The sequence below is a fragment of the Thermovibrio guaymasensis genome (assembly GCF_003633715.1).
Taxonomy (GTDB): Bacteria; Aquificota; Aquificia; order Desulfurobacteriales; family Desulfurobacteriaceae; genus Thermovibrio; species Thermovibrio guaymasensis.
Genome location: NZ_RBIE01000001.1, coordinates 47,070 through 62,806 on the forward strand (window position 1 = coordinate 47,070; position 15,737 = coordinate 62,806).

General features: G+C 43.2%; 18 protein-coding genes. 8 read left to right on the plus strand and 10 right to left on the minus strand.

What is annotated here, in order from left to right:
- Nucleotides 1-52 precede the first annotated feature (52 nt).
- On the plus strand, nt 53-433 hold the full coding sequence (locus C7457_RS00240) for a Rid family detoxifying hydrolase (protein WP_121169363.1): 381 nt from the start codon (nt 53-55) through the stop codon (nt 431-433).
- Complete coding sequence (gene rsmI, locus C7457_RS00245) at nt 412-1,257, plus strand: 16S rRNA (cytidine(1402)-2'-O)-methyltransferase (protein ID WP_121169365.1); 846 nt, start codon at nt 412-414, stop codon at nt 1,255-1,257. The genes C7457_RS00240 and rsmI overlap by 22 nt, the downstream gene beginning before the upstream one ends.
- A 20-nt stretch (nt 1,258-1,277) precedes the next feature.
- Here the strand turns inward: rsmI and C7457_RS00250 are convergent, their stop codons facing one another.
- From C7457_RS00250 to C7457_RS00285, 8 genes are read right to left on the minus strand one after another with little or no spacing between them, the layout of a single operon-like run.
- On the minus strand, nt 1,278-1,805 hold the full coding sequence (locus C7457_RS00250) for an S-adenosylmethionine decarboxylase family protein (protein WP_121169367.1): 528 nt from the start codon (nt 1,803-1,805) through the stop codon (nt 1,278-1,280).
- Nucleotides 1,806-1,829: 24 nt separating this feature from the next.
- Nucleotides 1,830-2,282: a 50S ribosomal protein L9 gene (gene rplI / locus C7457_RS00255; protein WP_121169368.1), complete on the minus strand. Its 453-nt coding sequence runs from the start codon at nt 2,280-2,282 to the stop codon at nt 1,830-1,832.
- Nucleotides 2,263-3,054 (minus strand): hypothetical protein, encoded by a 792-nt coding sequence (locus C7457_RS00260; RefSeq protein ID WP_121169370.1) that lies wholly within the window; start codon nt 3,052-3,054, stop codon nt 2,263-2,265. Before C7457_RS00260 ends, rplI begins: the two co-directional genes overlap by 20 nt.
- A gap of 5 nt (nt 3,055-3,059) precedes the next feature.
- Nucleotides 3,060-3,299 (minus strand): 30S ribosomal protein S18, encoded by a 240-nt coding sequence (rpsR, locus tag C7457_RS00265; RefSeq protein ID WP_121169371.1) that lies wholly within the window; start codon nt 3,297-3,299, stop codon nt 3,060-3,062.
- 11 nt (nt 3,300-3,310) lie between these two features.
- Complete coding sequence (locus C7457_RS00270) at nt 3,311-3,688, minus strand: single-stranded DNA-binding protein (RefSeq protein WP_121169373.1); 378 nt, start codon at nt 3,686-3,688, stop codon at nt 3,311-3,313.
- Nucleotides 3,688-4,071 carry a 30S ribosomal protein S6 gene (gene rpsF / locus C7457_RS00275; RefSeq protein ID WP_121169374.1) on the minus strand — a complete coding sequence of 128 codons (384 nt, stop codon included), beginning with the start codon at nt 4,069-4,071 and terminating at the stop codon, nt 3,688-3,690. Before rpsF ends, C7457_RS00270 begins: the two co-directional genes overlap by 1 nt.
- A gap of 1 nt (nt 4,072) precedes the next feature.
- Nucleotides 4,073-4,648, minus strand: coding sequence for an aminoacyl-tRNA hydrolase (gene pth, locus C7457_RS00280; protein ID WP_121169375.1), 576 nt, complete (start codon nt 4,646-4,648; stop codon nt 4,073-4,075).
- Nucleotides 4,648-5,241: a 50S ribosomal protein L25 gene (locus C7457_RS00285; RefSeq protein ID WP_121169376.1), complete on the minus strand. Its 594-nt coding sequence runs from the start codon at nt 5,239-5,241 to the stop codon at nt 4,648-4,650. Before C7457_RS00285 ends, pth begins: the two co-directional genes overlap by 1 nt.
- A gap of 227 nt (nt 5,242-5,468) precedes the next feature.
- Between C7457_RS00285 and C7457_RS00290 the strand changes: the two genes are divergently transcribed.
- The 3 genes from C7457_RS00290 to C7457_RS00300 all read left to right on the plus strand — a co-directional run bounded on the left by C7457_RS00290 (nt 5,469) and on the right by C7457_RS00300 (nt 8,532).
- Nucleotides 5,469-5,675: a cold-shock protein gene (locus C7457_RS00290; RefSeq protein WP_121169378.1), complete on the plus strand. Its 207-nt coding sequence runs from the start codon at nt 5,469-5,471 to the stop codon at nt 5,673-5,675.
- A 93-nt stretch (nt 5,676-5,768) separates the two neighbouring features.
- On the plus strand, nt 5,769-7,025 hold the full coding sequence (locus tag C7457_RS00295; RefSeq protein ID WP_121169379.1) for a DEAD/DEAH box helicase: 1,257 nt from the start codon (nt 5,769-5,771) through the stop codon (nt 7,023-7,025).
- 187 nt (nt 7,026-7,212) lie between these two features.
- A complete protein-coding gene (locus tag C7457_RS00300) occupies nt 7,213-8,532 on the plus strand; it encodes an HD-GYP domain-containing protein (protein WP_121169380.1) in 1,320 nt (439 codons plus the stop codon).
- Here C7457_RS00300 and C7457_RS00305 read toward each other — a convergent pair.
- Nucleotides 8,519-9,445 carry an acetyl-CoA carboxylase carboxyltransferase subunit alpha gene (locus tag C7457_RS00305; protein ID WP_121169382.1) on the minus strand — a complete coding sequence of 309 codons (927 nt, stop codon included), beginning with the start codon at nt 9,443-9,445 and terminating at the stop codon, nt 8,519-8,521. The two genes, C7457_RS00300 and C7457_RS00305, sit on opposite strands and share 14 nt — an antisense overlap.
- Before the next feature lie 10 nt (nt 9,446-9,455).
- Nucleotides 9,456-12,905: a DNA polymerase III subunit alpha gene (gene dnaE / locus C7457_RS00310; protein WP_121169383.1), complete on the minus strand. Its 3,450-nt coding sequence runs from the start codon at nt 12,903-12,905 to the stop codon at nt 9,456-9,458.
- A 112-nt stretch (nt 12,906-13,017) separates the two neighbouring features.
- On the opposite strand from dnaE, the gene pstC reads away from it, so the two are divergent.
- The 3 genes from pstC to pstB are packed head-to-tail and all read left to right on the plus strand — an operon-like array spanning nt 13,018 to nt 15,593.
- Complete coding sequence (pstC, locus tag C7457_RS00315; RefSeq protein ID WP_121169384.1) at nt 13,018-13,941, plus strand: phosphate ABC transporter permease subunit PstC; 924 nt, start codon at nt 13,018-13,020, stop codon at nt 13,939-13,941.
- A gap of 2 nt (nt 13,942-13,943) precedes the next feature.
- Nucleotides 13,944-14,783 carry a phosphate ABC transporter permease PstA gene (gene pstA, locus C7457_RS00320; protein WP_121169385.1) on the plus strand — a complete coding sequence of 280 codons (840 nt, stop codon included), beginning with the start codon at nt 13,944-13,946 and terminating at the stop codon, nt 14,781-14,783.
- Nucleotides 14,784-14,795: 12 nt separating this feature from the next.
- Nucleotides 14,796-15,593 carry a phosphate ABC transporter ATP-binding protein PstB gene (gene pstB / locus C7457_RS00325; protein ID WP_121169387.1) on the plus strand — a complete coding sequence of 266 codons (798 nt, stop codon included), beginning with the start codon at nt 14,796-14,798 and terminating at the stop codon, nt 15,591-15,593.
- The last annotated feature ends 144 nt before the right edge of the window (nt 15,594-15,737 follow it).

Consider the following 15,737-nt stretch of genomic DNA (forward strand, 5'->3'; position numbering starts at 1 on the left):
TAGAATTAACAAAGTATACTTTCAAGAGGATTATTTAATTAGGAGGTTCTGAATGAAGGTTATAGAAACGAAGGGAGCTCCCTCCCCCGTTGGTCCCTACTCCCAGGGAATACTTTATGGAAACCTAATATTCACTTCTGGCCAGATAGGAATTGACCCTGAAAGCGGTAAGCTTGTAGAAGGTTTTAAAGAACAGGCTTTAAGGGCTTTAAACAACTTAAAGGCAGTTGTTGAAGCTGCAGGAGGGAGCAAGTGTAGTATTGTAAAGGTTACCGTCTACGTTACCGATTTGGAAAAATTTAAAGAATTTAACGATATTTATGAGGAGTTCTTTAGGAACTGCCCCTTTAAGCCTACGCGGGTAACGGTTGGGGTTAAAGAACTACCTCTGGGAGCTTACGTGGAGGTTGAATGCATAGCGGTAAGGGGTTAGGGGAGCTCTACGTTGTTGCTACTCCCATAGGAAACCTTAAGGATATTACGCTAAGGGCTCTTGAAGTTCTTAAGGAAGTTCCGGTTATTGCCTGTGAGGATACGAGGAGGGCCCTAAAGCTCCTCAGCCATTTCCAGATTTCGGGTAAAAAGCTCATTCCTTACCACGAGCACAACGAAAAAGAATCGGCTGAAAAGGTTGTTAAACTTCTAAAAGACGGAACATCCGTTGCTCTCATATCGGATGCGGGAACTCCTACTATAAGTGATCCAGGTTACAGGCTCGTTAGGAGGGCGTGGGAGGAAGGGATAAGGGTTGTTCCCGTTCCAGGCCCCTCTGCAGTTATAGCTGCCCTTTCAGCTTCAGGCTTTCCGACGGATAAGTTTCTCTTCTTCGGTTTCCTTCCAAGAAAGGAGGCGAAACTAAAAGAGGCGTTAAAGGAGATCGTATCTTACCCTTTTACCGTTGTTGCCTATGAATCACCCCACAGAGTTGAGAGGACCCTTGAAGTCCTTTCAGAAGTATCTCCCAGTAGACCCATAGTTGTTGCTAGGGAACTTACGAAGTTGAATGAGGAGTTTATTAGGGGTAAGCCTGGAGAAGTTTTGGAAAAGCTGGTTGAAGGAGAGAAAGTAAGGGGCGAGTTTGTTTTACTTTTTCCTCCTTCAAAGGAGGAAAAGAGAGAGGTTAACGTTGAGGAGCTATTGAGTGAACTTAAAAGAGAAGGGCTTTCAATGAAAGAGGCTGTTAAGAAGTTAAGGGAAGAACTGAAGCTCCCTAAGAGGGAAGTTTACTCAAAGGCTTTGAAAATTTTTAAAGGATAGGGGGCAGTTGCCCCCTAAACTTATTTTTCAATAGACGGTTTACAGGGTATAAGCTCTCCGTTTTTGTACTCGTAAGCTTTGATTATACAAGGACCGCCTATGTACCTCTCAACGTCAACGAAGGAGGCATAGTCAACTTTAAACCACTTTATCGTAAGTTCAAATGCGTCCATTGGGTTAAAGTCCTTGCAGCTGTAAGCGTCAAGGCTGAAGAATTTCTCCTCAGGCCATGTGTGAATTGTACAGTGGCTCTCAAGCCAGATTGAAACTCCTGAAACACCACTGTCTTCGGTAGCCCTTCTCTTTAAGGTTTCCTCCATAAACTCTAAGGTTTTACTCTTAACGTTTTCTTCAGAGAGCTTCTTAACGAACTGTTCAAGCTCTGACTGGGCAAAGGGAAAACGGGCTACGATTGGAGGGTATACCAGCGTCATATCAAGCTTTCTGGCAAGCTCCTCCATGTAATCGTAGATAGGTTGAATGGCGTTTATACAGCTTATATCTGAAACGGTTGCGTCCATCATTATGTGTCTTCCAACAAATTCCATGGTAACCTCCAAAAAAAGGGTTACTTACCTCTTGAGAGGTACTACATCAACTGTCACTGTTGCTTCAATGTCCTTAAACAGGTGAATTTTTACCTCGTAAGTTCCGGTCTCTCTAATTGGCTTTTCAAGGATAATCTGTTTCTTCTCAATGTCTTCAAATCCTGCTTTGTGGAGGGCTTTTTCAATCTGTGATGTTGTAACTGAACCAAAGAGTTTACCCTCTTCTCCGGCTTCGTGTTCAATGGTAACTCTGGTTGTGTTTAGCTTCTCTGCTAGTTCCTTAAACCTTGCAATCTGCCTTTCAGCTTTCTTTCTCAAGGACTGGAGCTCATTCCTAACCCTTGCAACGTTTGACTTTGTTGCAGGTAGAGCAATTCCGCTAGGAATTAAGTAGTTCCTTGCGTATCCATCCTTAACTTTTACGATATCTCCAACTTTGCCGAGGTTTTCCATATCCTTAAGTAGAATTACTTCCATCTTCTCCTCCTTCATTTAGTTTTCTGAAGTTTAACCAGTTGTCAAGGAAGCCAAGAATAACTGCTGCCGTTAAAAATCCAAGAGGAAAAATAACTACTGTGATTAGAATTATCAACCTGATTAAGGGAGATACTCTGTTTATCAGGTAGAGCATTATGGGAATTCCCTGTCCGGCAAACAGCGATAGGGTTGCTATTAGTCCGTTTATTACTAATTCCCTATAGAAAAAGTCTGGTATTAAACTGAGAGCTCCAAGGACGAGGAACAGTGGGACGGGCCAAAAACCGAAATTGATCTTTAAGAAGATTTCCCCTTTCCTGATTGTTAGAAGGGCTATTCCGTAAGTGGCTTCTGAAAAGAGAAGTGCTGTGAAGAAGTAAACTCCCCACCTGTAGGCGTAGAAGGGGAAATCCTTGACCTCCGGAGGGAGGCCGAGTAGGAGCTCCTCAACAACTGCCGCAGAAAATAGAATAACTGTAGCGATTAAAAGGGAAAGCTCAGGTTTCTTGTACCGCCTGCTAAATAGAACTCCGATAACTTGAAAAGGAAGGACTTCAAAAGGAGCTCTTAGGCTGTAGAGAGCAAGGATTCCAAGCGAAGTTACTGAGGTTAATAAGGCTAAAAGGGTATTCTCTCTTATTGAAATAAGTAAAAGTGCCGGAATAAATAAAGAGAGCCCCGCAGAGAGTAGTACCCACTGGGAGCTCTCTGCCGTTATTCCGGTTAGAACCGTTATAAGCCCATAAATCGCCGAAGCTTTTAAACCTTTCATCGCCCTTAGTCAATCTTTACGAATGGTAAGAGGGCGAGGTGCCTTGCTCTCTTAACCGCCCTTGCAAGCTGCCTTTGATGCTTTGAGCAAACTCCCGAAATTCTCCTTGGAATAATCCTTCCCCTTTCAGAGATAAAGGACTTCAGAAGATCAACGTTCTTATAGTCAATTTTCTCTATCTTTTCAGCACAGAACTTGCAGTACTTCTTCCTCCTTATGAACCTTCTCTGCTGAATATTTGCCATGGCTTACCTCCTTAAAATTCAATGTCATCAATTTCTTCAAGCTCTTCTGAAACTTCCCTCTTAGGGTCAAGGGCAACTACTCTATCAGCCCTTACCTCTATCTTACTCCTCTTCTCGCCCCTATCTGTTTCCCAGGTTGACTGCCTTAAGCTTCCTTCCACCAGAACTCTCGTTCCCTTGTTAAATCGGCTTACAGCTCTATCGGCAGCTTCACCCCAGATAACAACGTCTATAAATAGGGTTTCCTCCTTCCAGTTACCATTCCTATCCCTATAGGGACGGTTAACTGCAATTCTAATGCGACTGAAGGGAGTTCCTCCCTGTGTGTGCTGTAGTTCCGGGTCAGCAACAAGTCTTCCGATTAGAAAGACCTTATTAAGGCTTGCCATTAAGCTTCTCCCTTATTCTCGTTTGCGCTAACTTCTGCCTTTTCCTCTCCTTTTTGTTCAAGCTTAGCCTTAAGCTCTTTAACTTCTGATGGCTTAAGCCTAAAGAGTAAGAACCTAATAACGTCTTCGTTTATCCTGAAGAAGTTTTCCATGTTCCTGACGAAGTTCCTATCGTTAGTCCTTATGTACTCAAGGACGTAAAAACCTTTATCGTAGTCGTTGATTGGGTAGGCAAGCTGTCTCTTACCCCACTTGTCAACCTTTAAAACTTCGCCACCGAACCTCTCAACCTGTGAGTTAACCTTCTCTATTGCTGCGCCTGTTTCCTCATCGCTCATAGTTGGTCTTAGTATGTAAACCATCTCGTAGTAGTACTCTCTCATCCTAAACCTCCGTATTGCATTTGTTTATGAGTTTTTGGTCAATCTCTCCCCTTCTAATTGCTTCAATAAGGCAGTTAGCAGCCCTTTTAACTGCCTTTTCAACTGCTGGGAGCTCATCCTCTTTAAAGGGAGAGAGGACAAAGTCAACTACCTCTTCTTTCCTTTTAGGCCTTCCGATTCCGATCCTTAACCTTGGGAACTCTTTGGTCCCGAGAGAGTTTATTACAGACTCAACTCCTCTGTGGCCGCCTGAACTTCCCTTCAACCTTAACCTTACATTCCCTAAAGGTAAGTCAAGGTCATCGTAAATAACGATGAGTTCAGACGGCTGAAGTTTGAAAAAGCGGTAAAACTGTCCTACCGCTTCTCCACTTCTGTTCATGTAGGTAAGGGGTTTTAAGAAAATCACTTTTCCTTTTGGCGTAGAGTATTCACCGTAGAGGGCCTTAAACTTTTCCCTTGAAAAGTCAAAGCCAAGTTCCCTTGCAACTTCGTCAAGAACCCACCATCCAACGTTGTGGCGGGTTCTTTCATACTCCTTACCGGGATTCCCCAAACCTACTACCAGCCTTAACATTACTCTTCCTTAGCCTCTTCCGTTCCCTCTTCTTCACCTGCGGTTTCTTCAGGTTCAGCAACTACGACTACTGTTTCATCTGGACTATCAACTAGTTTAGCTCCTTCAGGAAGAGGAATATCTCCAACGTGGAGAGCATCGCCGGCGTGTAAGTTTGAGATGTCAACTGTTATCTTCTCCGGAATCTCCTTTGGGAGAGTTTCAATTGTTATTTCCCTTTTGAGGATTTCAAGAACTCCTCCCTCTTCTGAAACGCCAACGGGAGTTCCTACAAACTCAAGCTCAACTGTTACTTCAATTGTTTCTCCAAAAGTTACTTCCTGGAAGTCAAGGTGAATAGGTACATCACCAAGCCAGTTGTACTGGATGTCTTTGAGGATACACATCCTCTCTTCACCATCAAGGTTGAGCTTGATTAGACCGTGGTGGTGCTTTAACCTCTTTACCTCTTTAGCAGGAACGGCAATGTGAGTTGCCTCTGGTCTTCCGCCTCCGTAAATAACGGCAGGCAGAAGGCCTTCCCTGCGTAACTTCTTGGCTACCTGTTTTCCGGTTTTCTCTCTCTTGGTAGCCTGCACTTCCAGTACTTTCATCTACTACCTCCTAATCTTGTTTTGCGGGAAAGCAGCCAATATTTACATTCCAAAAGGAAATTTGTCAAGAGTTTTTTAGGGTTGACAATTGAAAATGTTCTATATAAGATTCGTCTTGTAGGATTTAAGAAGGCAGCACGACGGAAACAGATAGCCCCAGAAGGCATGCCGTTTCTGCCTTCTGGGGCTTTTTAATTTTAAAGACTTTTAAAGAGAGGTAAGGACACATGGAGAAGCTCACAGGAACAGTTAAGTGGTTTGATTCAAAGAAAGGGTACGGCTTTATCACAGCCGACAGCGGACAGGACGTATTTGTCCACTACACCGGAATTCAAGGTGAAGGCTTTAAGACTCTTGAGGAAGGAGAGAGAGTTTCCTTCAGCATAACTGAGAGTGATAAGGGTCTTAAGGCAGTAAACGTAGAAAGGCTTTAAGTCTGAACTAAATTTAACTTAAAATTAGTTGCCACGGTTTCCGTCTGAAACGGCGGCGGAGCCGTGGCAATTTTTATTTAACAGGAGTGAGAAATGGAAGAGTTTAGCTTTAAACAGCTTGATGAGAAGGTTCAAAGGTCCCTTGAAGAGATGGGATTTGAGGAGCCTACGCCGATTCAAAAGGAAGCCATTCCGGTAGCTCTTAAAGGTGAGGACATCGTCGGTCAAGCTCAGACTGGAACGGGGAAAACTGCAGCCTTTGGGATTCCGATAATTGAAAGGATTAGCCCGAGAGAAAGGGGAGTTAAGGCTATTATCCTTACGCCAACTAGAGAACTGGCAATACAGGTTGCCCACGAGATCTCCTTGATGGGTAAGCATAAGGGGATTTCAGCCTATCCAATTTACGGCGGCGTTTCCATTGATAGGCAAGCTAGTATTCTGAGGAGAGGTAAAAATCAGGTAATAGTGGGAACTCCCGGAAGGGTTAAGGATCTAATAAACAGGGGAATTCTGAAGCTTGATAGGGTAAGGTTTGCTGTTCTTGATGAAGCAGACCAAATGCTTGATATGGGTTTTATTGAGGACATTGAGGAGATTTTGAGTAAGACTCCTAAAGAAAAGCAGACTATGCTCTTTTCAGCTACGATGCCCTATGAAATCAGGAAGTTAATAGATAACTACTTAAAGCCAGGTTATAAAACTGTAAAGGTTGGTAAGCAGCTCATTACACCTAAGGTTAAACAGAAGATCTACCTCGTTAGGAGTGAGGATAAGCTAAAAGCCCTTGAGAAGCTGCTTAAGGAGAATAGGGATACTTCAACTATCGTTTTCGTTAAGACGAAGAGGGATGCAGCAGAGATTGAAAAGGAGCTCCAGAAAAGGGGCATTAATGCTAGGGCCATACACGGTGATCTCTCTCAGAGGCAGAGAGAGACGGTTATGAGGTCATTTAAAGAAGGTAGAGTAAAAGTTCTTGTTGCAACTGATGTTGCTGCAAGGGGAATTGACATTAAGGATGTAGGTCTTGTTATCAACTATGAACTTCCCGAAAACCCTGAAAGTTACGTTCACAGGATCGGTAGAACAGGAAGGGCAGGCAAGGAAGGAACGGCAATCAGCCTTGTTGCTGAGAGTGAAAAGAGAAGGATGTACAGAATTAAAGGGCTGAAAGGAGTAAGGCCGGAAAGGTTCAAGATTAACGACCTTAAAGAACTTAAGGAGAGGTTTGATAGGAAGAGTCTCGAAAAAGTTCCCGAAAGGGTAAAAAAGTTTGCCAAGGAACTACTTTCAGAAAGGGATCCCGAGGAAGTTGTTTCTCTTTTAATTGATGAGCTCTTGAGGAGATAAACGTTCCTTTATTTGGGGAGCTCCCAACGGCTCCCCAAAAACTTTTCCAATTCCACTAGATAGGAATCCATCCCTTCAAATAAACTCAAGTTTTTTATAAACGAAGTTAACGTTTTTGCCTGTTGGCTTGCTGCAACTTTGTTCAAATTCTTTGCTAATATATATCTGCAAACCTATAGAGGAAGTTATGTTTGAGAAAACTTTGGATATTTCTCGGTTTTTGCTTGCGGTTTCCTCCACCAACAGTTTGGCAGACCCTGTTTTGAATAACCATAACTACCGTGTTGCTTATATCTCCTTTGTTTTATCCCGTAGGCTTACCTACGACAATGACTTTCTTTCAAACATTATTATTTCCGGTCTTCTACACGATATTGGCCTTTTGCTGTTTTCCTCTTCAGAGGATATTCTTATAATTAGAGCTCCTGAATCTGAGGAATTTAGCAAAAGGATACACCTTCATGCCGAAGTTGGGTACAGGCTTCTAAAGAACTTTCCCCTTTTTTCTAAAGTTGCTTTAGCCATTAAGTACCATCATACTCCTTTTAAGAAGTTTTTGGATTTTGGGCATAAGGTACCTTACGCTTCTCAAATTATTCATTTGGCAGATAGGATAGATGTTTTTGTTTCAGCTAAACTTGAAGGGAAAGAGCCTTATAAAGAAATACCTAATTTCTGTGTTGATCTTAAGGACTTTCTTTTGCGTTCAGCCTATAAAAGACTTTTAGACCCTAGATTGGTTAGGCTTTTTTTAAAGGAGATCTCTCCGAAAGAGGCTTTCTGGTTTGAGCTTTTCAATAAGGAATTTTTGAAGGAAAGTCTTAGGAGTTTCCTTGAGAACTATTCTATGAAACTTCCTTTTGAGGCTTTTTTCTCCCTTTCTCAAGTACTTGCTTACCTTATAGATTTTAAAAGTCCTTTTACTGCAACCCATTCTTCAGGAGTAGCTCAAGTTGCAACTTCCCTTGCTTCCCTCTTTAACTTCACTTCTCCGGATTTGAAGAAAATCAAGGTAGCAGGTTTACTTCATGATATCGGTAAAGTAGCCATTCCAAATGAAATTTTGGAAAAGCCTGGGAAATTAACTAGAGAGGAGATGTCTTTAATGAAATCTCACGTTTACTATACGTTTAAGATTCTTTCCCAGCTAGCTTTTGATGAAAACATAGTAGAGTGGGCTTCTTACCACCATGAAACTTTAGATGGGGAGGGATATCCTTTTAAGCTTAAAGCTAGGGAACTCCCTTTAGGTTCTAGGATTATGGCCGTTGCAGATGTCTTTACTGCTTTGATGGAGGACAGACCTTACAAGAAAGGGTTTCCACTTGGAAAGGCTTTGGAAATTTTAGACTCTTTAGCGCGGAAGAAAAAGTTAGATAAACGGGTAGTTAATGCTTTGAGAAATAACCTTGAGAAAGTAGAAGTTAGCAGGAAAACGGCCCAAAGTAGGGCCAGAGAGATCTACGATTCTTTGCGAAAACTAGTTAAGGAATTCACACGTTCCTAAACTTTCTATACCTCTCTTCAACTAATTCCTTGGGAGAAAGTCCTTTAAGTTCGTTAAGGGCTTTTGAGACGAATTCTTTGAAGTTCCTGAAAGTGGTTTCCCAGTCTCTGTGAGCGCCCTCTAAGGGTTCTGGAATTATTTCATCAACTATTCCCATTTCCTTAAGGTCTTTTGCTGTTAGTTTGAGGGCCTCTGAAGCCTCTTTAACTTTTTCCTGAGACTGCCACAGGATTGCTGCACAGCCTTCGGGGGAGATTACTGAGTAAACAGCGTTTTCAAACATTAAGAGCCTGTTTGCAACGCTGATTGCAAGGGCTCCTCCGCTTCCTCCCTCTCCGATAACAACACTAACAATGGGAACCTTCAGCTTTGCCATTTCAAAGAGGTTCCTTGCAATCGCCTCAGACTGACCGTGTTCCTCAGCCTCTATTCCGGGAAAAGCCCCCGGTGTATCAACAAGGGTAATTATCGGCTTTTTAAATTTCTCTGCAAGTTTCATTACCCTTAAGGCCTTTCTGTAGTCCTCAGGAAGGGGCATTCCAAAGTTCCTTGCTATCTTCTCCTTCGTCTCCCTTCCCTTTTCCTGTGCGATGACGCAGACGCTCTCTCCGTTGAACTTTCCAAATCCTGCTATTATCGCCTTCCCGTCGCCGCAGTGCCTATCTCCATGAAGTTCAACAAAATCCTCAAAGAGAGCTTTTATAAAGTCAATTGAATGGGGTCTATCTGGATGGCGGGCAAGCTGAACCCTGTCCCAAGCAGAGAGGTTTGAGTAAAACTCTTCAATTTTCCTCATAAACTTTCTCTCTATCTCCTCAATTACTGCCGGCTGGTGCTTTCCCAACTTTTTCAGTTCCTCTATTTTCTTTCTGAGCTTCTCTACCTTCCTTTCAAACTCTAACAGTCCTTCCATTTTTTCAACCTCAGGCTATCCTTATTCTCTCTTTCGGCAACAGTTTTTGAAGGCCTCTTAATACTTCTCTATCAATGGGTAAACGGTAGTCAGGGTTGATTTGCAATTTTACAAAACAGTCTGGAAGCTCCGCCTCAACTATGAGTGGTTTCCCTTGAGGGCTTGAGTTCTCCTCAATAAACCTTTTGAGCTCTTTTAAGAACTGATCAGTAACCTCCTCTCCTTTTAGCCTTAAAACTATTGTGTTAACCTTACTTCCTATTTCGTCTTTAAGGTAGGATATCTCCTTTGCGATTACACTCTTACTCTCCTCCTCTTCCCTAACGGTTCCCTTAATTAGGACGACGTTTCCCTCAGTTAAGAGCTCCATAACTTCCCTGTAGAGGTTAGGAAAGACGAGGACTGAAGTTGTTCCGTCTAAATCGGATATCTCAACGGTAGCCCAGAGATCTCCCCTCTGTGTTCTCTTCACTTTAACTTCTGTTATTGCACCTGCTAAAGTTATCTCCTGTCCGTCTTTCCACTCTTCCTTCTCCGATGTAGAGTTAAAGCCGAACTCAACTATTTCCTTAAACTCAAGGAGGGGATGGCCTGATAGGTAAAAGCCTATTGCCTGTCTCTCGTACTCTAACTTAACGTTGTCGGGCCACTCCTCAATTTGGGGAAACTCCTTGTCAATAACCTCACTGTCGTCTCCAAAGAGGCTCATTAGGCCTTTGTTTTGGCTCTTCTGGATACTCTGGGCAACGCTCATTGCTTTATCAAGGACGGCCATGTTAACTGAGCGGGGGATTCCTGTTGAGTCAAAAGCTCCTGCCTTTATAAGGGCTTCTATTACCTTCCTGTTGACAGTTTTAAGGTCAACCCTCTGGCAGAAGTCGTAGATGTCCTTAAACTCTCCTCCCTTCTTCCTCACTTCCTCTATGTGCTGGGCAGCCTTCTCCCCAACCCCCTTTATTCCTGCAAGGCCGAACCTGATAGATTCTCCTTCAATTTTAAAGAGAGCTCCGCTTCTGTTTATATCAGGGGGAAGGACGTTGATACCGTTCTCTTTACAGTCCTTTATGAACTTTACGATTTCGTCTGTTTTGTCGTAGTCAATTGAGAGCATTGTTGCAAAGAGCTCTTTCGGGTAGTGGGCCTTTAGGTAGGCTGTAACGTAGGCTAAGAACCCGTAGGCGGCAGAGTGGGATTTATTAAAGCCGTACTCTGCAAACTTTGCTATATCGTCAAAGAGCTTTTCTATTTTATCTTTTGGATATTCTCTTTCAACTGCCCTACTTACAAATATTCCCCTCTGCTCATCCATAATCTCCTTTTTCTTCTTACCCATTGCTCGCCTTAGAAGGTCAGCCTCTCCCAGTGAGTAACCTGCTAGGATGTTTGCAATCTGCATAATCTGTTCCTGATAGATAAAGAGGCCGTAAGTCTCTTTAAGGACCGGTTCAAGCTCGGGGAATATGTAGTCAACTTCCTCTTGACCGTGCTTTCTCCTTATGTAACTTTCAGCCATTCCGGAGTTTAAGGGACCCGGTCGGTAGAGGGCAACGAGGGCGATTATGTCCTCAAAGGTTGTAGGCTTGAGCCTTCTCATTAAGTTTCTCATTCCACTTGATTCAAGCTGGAAGACACCTATCGTATTTCCTTCCTGTAGGAGCTTAAAGGTCTTTTCATCGTCAAGGGGCAGTTTTGTCGGAACTATCTCTACTCCGTGCCTCTCCTTTATCAATTTAAGGGTTCTATCAATTATTGTGAGCGTCTTCAGGCCAAGGAAGTCCATCTTCAGGAGGCCGAGTGACTCTACCTGTCCCATGTCGTACTGTGTAGTTACGTCCCCGTCCTTACTCTTTGCAAGGGGTATGTAGTCTGTAAGGGTTTCGGGGGCTATCACCACTCCTGCTGCGTGGACGCCCGTTTGCCTTGTAAGTCCCTGAAGTCGCTTTGCAATCGTTATCAGCCTGTTTATGGTCGGGTCTTTCTCTGCAAGCTCCTTTATTTCGGGAGCTCTCTCAACTGCGTCCTCAACGCTCTTTGCGTCGTTCGGAATGAGTTTTGCTAGCTTATCTACCTCTTTTGGAGGGATGCCAAGGACCCTTCCAACGTCCCTTACGACCATCTTTGTCTTAAGGGTTCCGAAGGTAATGATTTGACAGACTTTATCCTCTCCGTACTTCTTCCTAACGTATTCAATTACTCTATCCCTTCCCTCCTGACATATGTCAACGTCAATATCGGGCATGGTTACCCTTTCAGGGTTTAAGAACCTTTCAAATAGGAGGTTAAACCTTAAAGGGTCTATGTCTGTGATTCCGATTGCGTAAGCAACCAGAGAACCTGCTGCAGAACCTCTTCCTGGACCTACCGGTATTCCGTTTCTCTTTGCCCAGTTTATAAAGTCCCAAACGATCAGGAAGTAACCGGGGAATCCCATGTTGTTTATTATCTGTAGTTCGTGCTGGAGCCTTTCGTAGTACTTCTTCTTTGTCTCACCGTCGGTTATTCCCTTTTCCTTAAACCTCCTTTCAAGTCCCTTCTCTGCAAGTTCTTTAAGGTATGTGAAGTAGTCGTAGCCTTCTGGGACTGTGTACTTGGGAAGTAAATACCCTTTGTTTTCAAACGTGTCCAGCTTAGCCTCTACTTTCTCTGCTATATCTAGAGTGTTAAATACTGCTTGAGGAACTTCCCTGAAGATCTCCATCATCTCCTGGGCATTCTTGAAGTAGAATTCCTTGCTGGGAAAGCGCATCCTCTTTTCGTCTGCTAGTTTCTTTCCAGTCTGGAGGCAAAGGAGAACGTCGTGGGCTTCCCAGTCCTCCTTGTTCAAGTAGTGGGCATCGTTTGTGGCCACCAGCTGTATGTCAAGTTTCTTTGAGAGCTCTATTAGGAATTTGTTTGCCCTTTCCTGTTCTTTGATTCCGTGGTATTGAACTTCAAGGTAGAAGTCATCTCCGAAGATTTCCTTGTACCACTTAGCTGCCTCAACTGCTTCTTTTTCCTTTCCAGTTAAGTATAGGAGTGGAACTTCTCCCTGGATGCACGCCGATAGGGCGATAAGGCCTTCTGAGTATTTCTCAAGGACCTCTTTATCTATACGGGGTTTATAGTAAAAGCCTTCAATAAAACCGATTGAACTTAACTTCATAAGGTTTTTTAGTCCTTTATCGTTCTTTGCTAGAAGGACTAAATGGTAACTTCCCTTTTCTCCCTCCTTCCTGTCAAATCTACTTCCCTTTGCTATGTAAAACTCCTGACCAATTATTGGTTTGATTCCTTGCTCTTTACAGGTCCTGTAGAGCTCGTAAGAGGCAAACATGTTTCCGTGGTCGGTTACTGCAACTGCCGGCATTCCTAGCTCTTTTGCCTTATCAACCAAGTCTTTTATCTTTATTGCCCCGTCAAGGATTGAATACTGGGAGTGGAGGTGAAGGTGGACAAAGTCTCCCTTCCTTACGCTTTCCATTTGAGCTCTCCTAAAAGAGATTTCCTGCTAAAGAGGAAATTATGAAATTTGCCGTTAGTTTACACCCTCCCTCCCCTTTGCTAGAATTTGGCCGAAATAAGGGAGAGGAAGTATGAGGAAGGACTTTTTAGTTGACTGGACTTTTGGGAAAGTAGCTCTCCTTTCAGCATTAATAGTTGTTTTCATTTTAGTTTCCCTCTTTATCGTCCTTTACAAAGAGTCCTCTTTAGCTGTTAGTACTTTTGGAGTTTGGAAGTTCATAACTTCTACTGTTTGGAATCCTCCTATGGAGAAGTTTGGGGGAGCTCCTGCGATTTTCGGAACTATCGTTAGTACTGTAATTTCAATAGCTATCGCAGTTCCTGTAGCTATTGGTATTGCTATATTCTTAACAGAAATTGCTCCTCACTTCTTAAGGACTCCGGTCGGCGTTGCTATAGAACTCCTTGCAGCAATTCCAAGTATTATTTACGGTATGTGGGGACTGTTTTTCTTTGCTCCATTCATGAGGGATAAGGTTCAGCCAGTAATCCATGCAACTCTAGGTAAGTTACCTGTAATCGGCCAATGGTTCTCAGGTTACACCCCCGGAATAGGTCTCTTAACGGCTTCAATAGTCCTTTCTATAATGATCCTTCCCTTTACAGCCGCAATTTCAAGGGACTCCTTCAACATGGTTCCCGACATCCTGAAAGAATCTGCCTACGCCCTTGGAGCTACAAAGTGGGACGTTATGAAGGACGTTGTAATACCTTATGCTAAGCTTGGAGTAATTGGGGGAATCATTCTCTCTTTGGGAAGGGCCCTTGGGGAGACGATGGCGGTTACGTTTGTTATGGGTAACCAGCCGGTAATTCCAAAATCCCTTTTAGAGCCTGCTACTTCAATTACTGTTACACTTGCAAATGAGTTTACAGAGGCTGACACTGATCTATACCTTTCAAGCCTTTTCTACCTAGCCCTTATTCTCTTTGTTATGAGCTTTATAGTTATAGTTATAGGTAAATTCCTCTTCCTAAAGAAAGTTGAGAGGTAAGGGTGGACGCCTTTAAAAAGAGAAAGTTAGTAAATAACATCGTTCTAATTCTCTCAACTCTTGCTGCCCTCCTTGGCCTCCTTTGGCTCTTCTGGATCTTAGGAACGCTCCTCTATAAGGGGCTTGGCTCACTTTCTCTTGAGGTGATAATCGGGGATCCGCCTTCTCCTGGAGATAACCATGGAGGTTTAAAGCACGCAATAGTGGGGCAGACTTTAATAGTCCTTACGGCTACGGTTATCGGAATTCCCCTTGGAATTCTTGCGGGAACTTTCCTTTCGGAGTATGGGAAGAACGGCCGAATAGCCAACATCATCAGGGACTTGTCCGACATAATGATGAGCATTCCTTCTATCGTGGTAGGTACTTTCGTTTACGCTCTGATGGTTAAGCCCCTCGGCCACTTTTCGGGCCTTGCAGGTTCGGTGTCCCTTGCAATTATGATGATTCCAATCATAGTAAGGACTACAGACGACATGTTAAGGATGGTTCCTCCAGAACTTAGAGAGGCTGCGTACGCTCTCGGAGCTACCAAGTATAGAGTTATTAAAGACGTCGTCTACAAGGCTGCAATTACTGGAGTAATAACGGGAGTTATCCTGTCAGTTGCTAGGATAGGTGGAGAGACTGCTCCGCTACTCTTTACCTCTTTTAATAACAACTTCTTCACTCTAAACATGTTCCAGCCTATGGCCTCTTTAACGGTTACAATGTACGATTACGCGATGAGCCCCTACAAGTACTGGCAGGACCTTGCCTGGGCTGCTGCGATTCTTCTAACCTTTGGAGTCCTCGGTGCAAATATCCTAGGAAGGGTAGTAGCACATAAGTTTAAGAAGTAGGAGGAAGGTTAAATGGAACTGAATACGCAGGAGCGTTTCATAATAGAACCTAAAGAACCGGCAAAAATTGTTGTTGAAAACCTCAACTTCTACTACGGTGAGAAGCACGCCTTAAAGAATATTTCCTTTAAGGTTCCTGAAAAGAAGGTAACAGCTCTGATAGGGCCTTCAGGCTGTGGAAAGACAACTCTCCTTAGGTGTTTTAACAGGATACACGATCTCTATCCAGGTAACAGGTATGAAGGGAGGATCCTCTTAGACGGAGAAAACATCCTTGAAAAGGACTACGACCTTATAAAGCTTAGAAGTAGAGTTGGAATGGTTTTTCAAAAGCCTACAGCTTTTCCCATGTCAATTTTTGACAACGTTGCTTACGGTTTAAGGTTAAAGGGAATAAAGAATAAGAGTGAACTTGAGGACAGGGTTGAAAAGGCCCTTAAGGATGCAGCCCTTTGGGATGAAGTTAAGGACAGGTTAAAAGACCCAGCATCTGGGCTTTCGGGGGGGCAACAGCAGAGGCTCTGTATTGCCAGGGCTATAGCCGTTGAACCTGAGGTTCTACTCTTTGATGAACCTACAAGTGCCCTTGACCCTATTTCAACTGCAAAGATAGAGGAGCTCGTTGTGAGCTTTAGGGACAGGCTAACAATAATAATTGTTACTCACAACATGCAGCAGGCAGCTAGGGTTTCTGACTACACAGCCTTTATGTACCTTGGGGAGCTTATAGAGTTTAACAGGACGGAGGACATCTTTATAACTCCTAAAGTAAAACTTACAGAGGATTACATTACTGGAAGGTTCGGTTAAGATATCAAACTTCTAATTTTAGACTTCCTTAATACCTTGACCTTTAGGTTTTCTTTATCTTAAAATTCTCTTATGAATCTTTTACAAATCGTTTACAAATTCTTAACATTTTGATAACATAGTGTACTGACCGGTAATTTCAGT

What these genes read in the sequence shown, in the direction of transcription:
- C7457_RS00300 (WP_121169380.1), top strand. Translation starts at nt 7,213, where the DNA reads ATGTTTGAGAAAACTTTGGATATTTCTCGGTTTTTGCTTGCGGTTTCC.
- dnaE (WP_121169383.1), bottom strand. Translation starts at nt 12,905, where the DNA reads ATGGAAAGCGTAAGGAAGGGAGACTTTGTCCACCTTCACCTCCACTCC.
- C7457_RS00285 (WP_121169376.1), bottom strand. Translation starts at nt 5,241, where the DNA reads ATGAAAGTACTGGAAGTGCAGGCTACCAAGAGAGAGAAAACCGGAAAA.
- rpsR (WP_121169371.1), bottom strand. Translation starts at nt 3,299, where the DNA reads ATGGCAAATATTCAGCAGAGAAGGTTCATAAGGAGGAAGAAGTACTGC.
- rplI (WP_121169368.1), bottom strand. Translation starts at nt 2,282, where the DNA reads ATGGAAGTAATTCTACTTAAGGATATGGAAAACCTCGGCAAAGTTGGA.
- rpsF (WP_121169374.1), bottom strand. Translation starts at nt 4,071, where the DNA reads ATGAGAGAGTACTACTACGAGATGGTTTACATACTAAGACCAACTATG.
- C7457_RS00270 (WP_121169373.1), bottom strand. Translation starts at nt 3,688, where the DNA reads ATGGCAAGCCTTAATAAGGTCTTTCTAATCGGAAGACTTGTTGCTGAC.
- C7457_RS00250 (WP_121169367.1), bottom strand. Translation starts at nt 1,805, where the DNA reads ATGGAATTTGTTGGAAGACACATAATGATGGACGCAACCGTTTCAGAT.
- C7457_RS00240 (WP_121169363.1), top strand. Translation starts at nt 53, where the DNA reads ATGAAGGTTATAGAAACGAAGGGAGCTCCCTCCCCCGTTGGTCCCTAC.
- rsmI (WP_121169365.1), top strand. Translation starts at nt 412, where the DNA reads ATGCATAGCGGTAAGGGGTTAGGGGAGCTCTACGTTGTTGCTACTCCC.
- pstC (WP_121169384.1), top strand. Translation starts at nt 13,018, where the DNA reads ATGAGGAAGGACTTTTTAGTTGACTGGACTTTTGGGAAAGTAGCTCTC.
- C7457_RS00295 (WP_121169379.1), top strand. Translation starts at nt 5,769, where the DNA reads ATGGAAGAGTTTAGCTTTAAACAGCTTGATGAGAAGGTTCAAAGGTCC.
- C7457_RS00260 (WP_121169370.1), bottom strand. Translation starts at nt 3,054, where the DNA reads ATGAAAGGTTTAAAAGCTTCGGCGATTTATGGGCTTATAACGGTTCTA.
- pth (WP_121169375.1), bottom strand. Translation starts at nt 4,648, where the DNA reads ATGTTAAGGCTGGTAGTAGGTTTGGGGAATCCCGGTAAGGAGTATGAA.
- C7457_RS00305 (WP_121169382.1), bottom strand. Translation starts at nt 9,445, where the DNA reads ATGGAAGGACTGTTAGAGTTTGAAAGGAAGGTAGAGAAGCTCAGAAAG.
- C7457_RS00290 (WP_121169378.1), top strand. Translation starts at nt 5,469, where the DNA reads ATGGAGAAGCTCACAGGAACAGTTAAGTGGTTTGATTCAAAGAAAGGG.
- pstB (WP_121169387.1), top strand. Translation starts at nt 14,796, where the DNA reads ATGGAACTGAATACGCAGGAGCGTTTCATAATAGAACCTAAAGAACCG.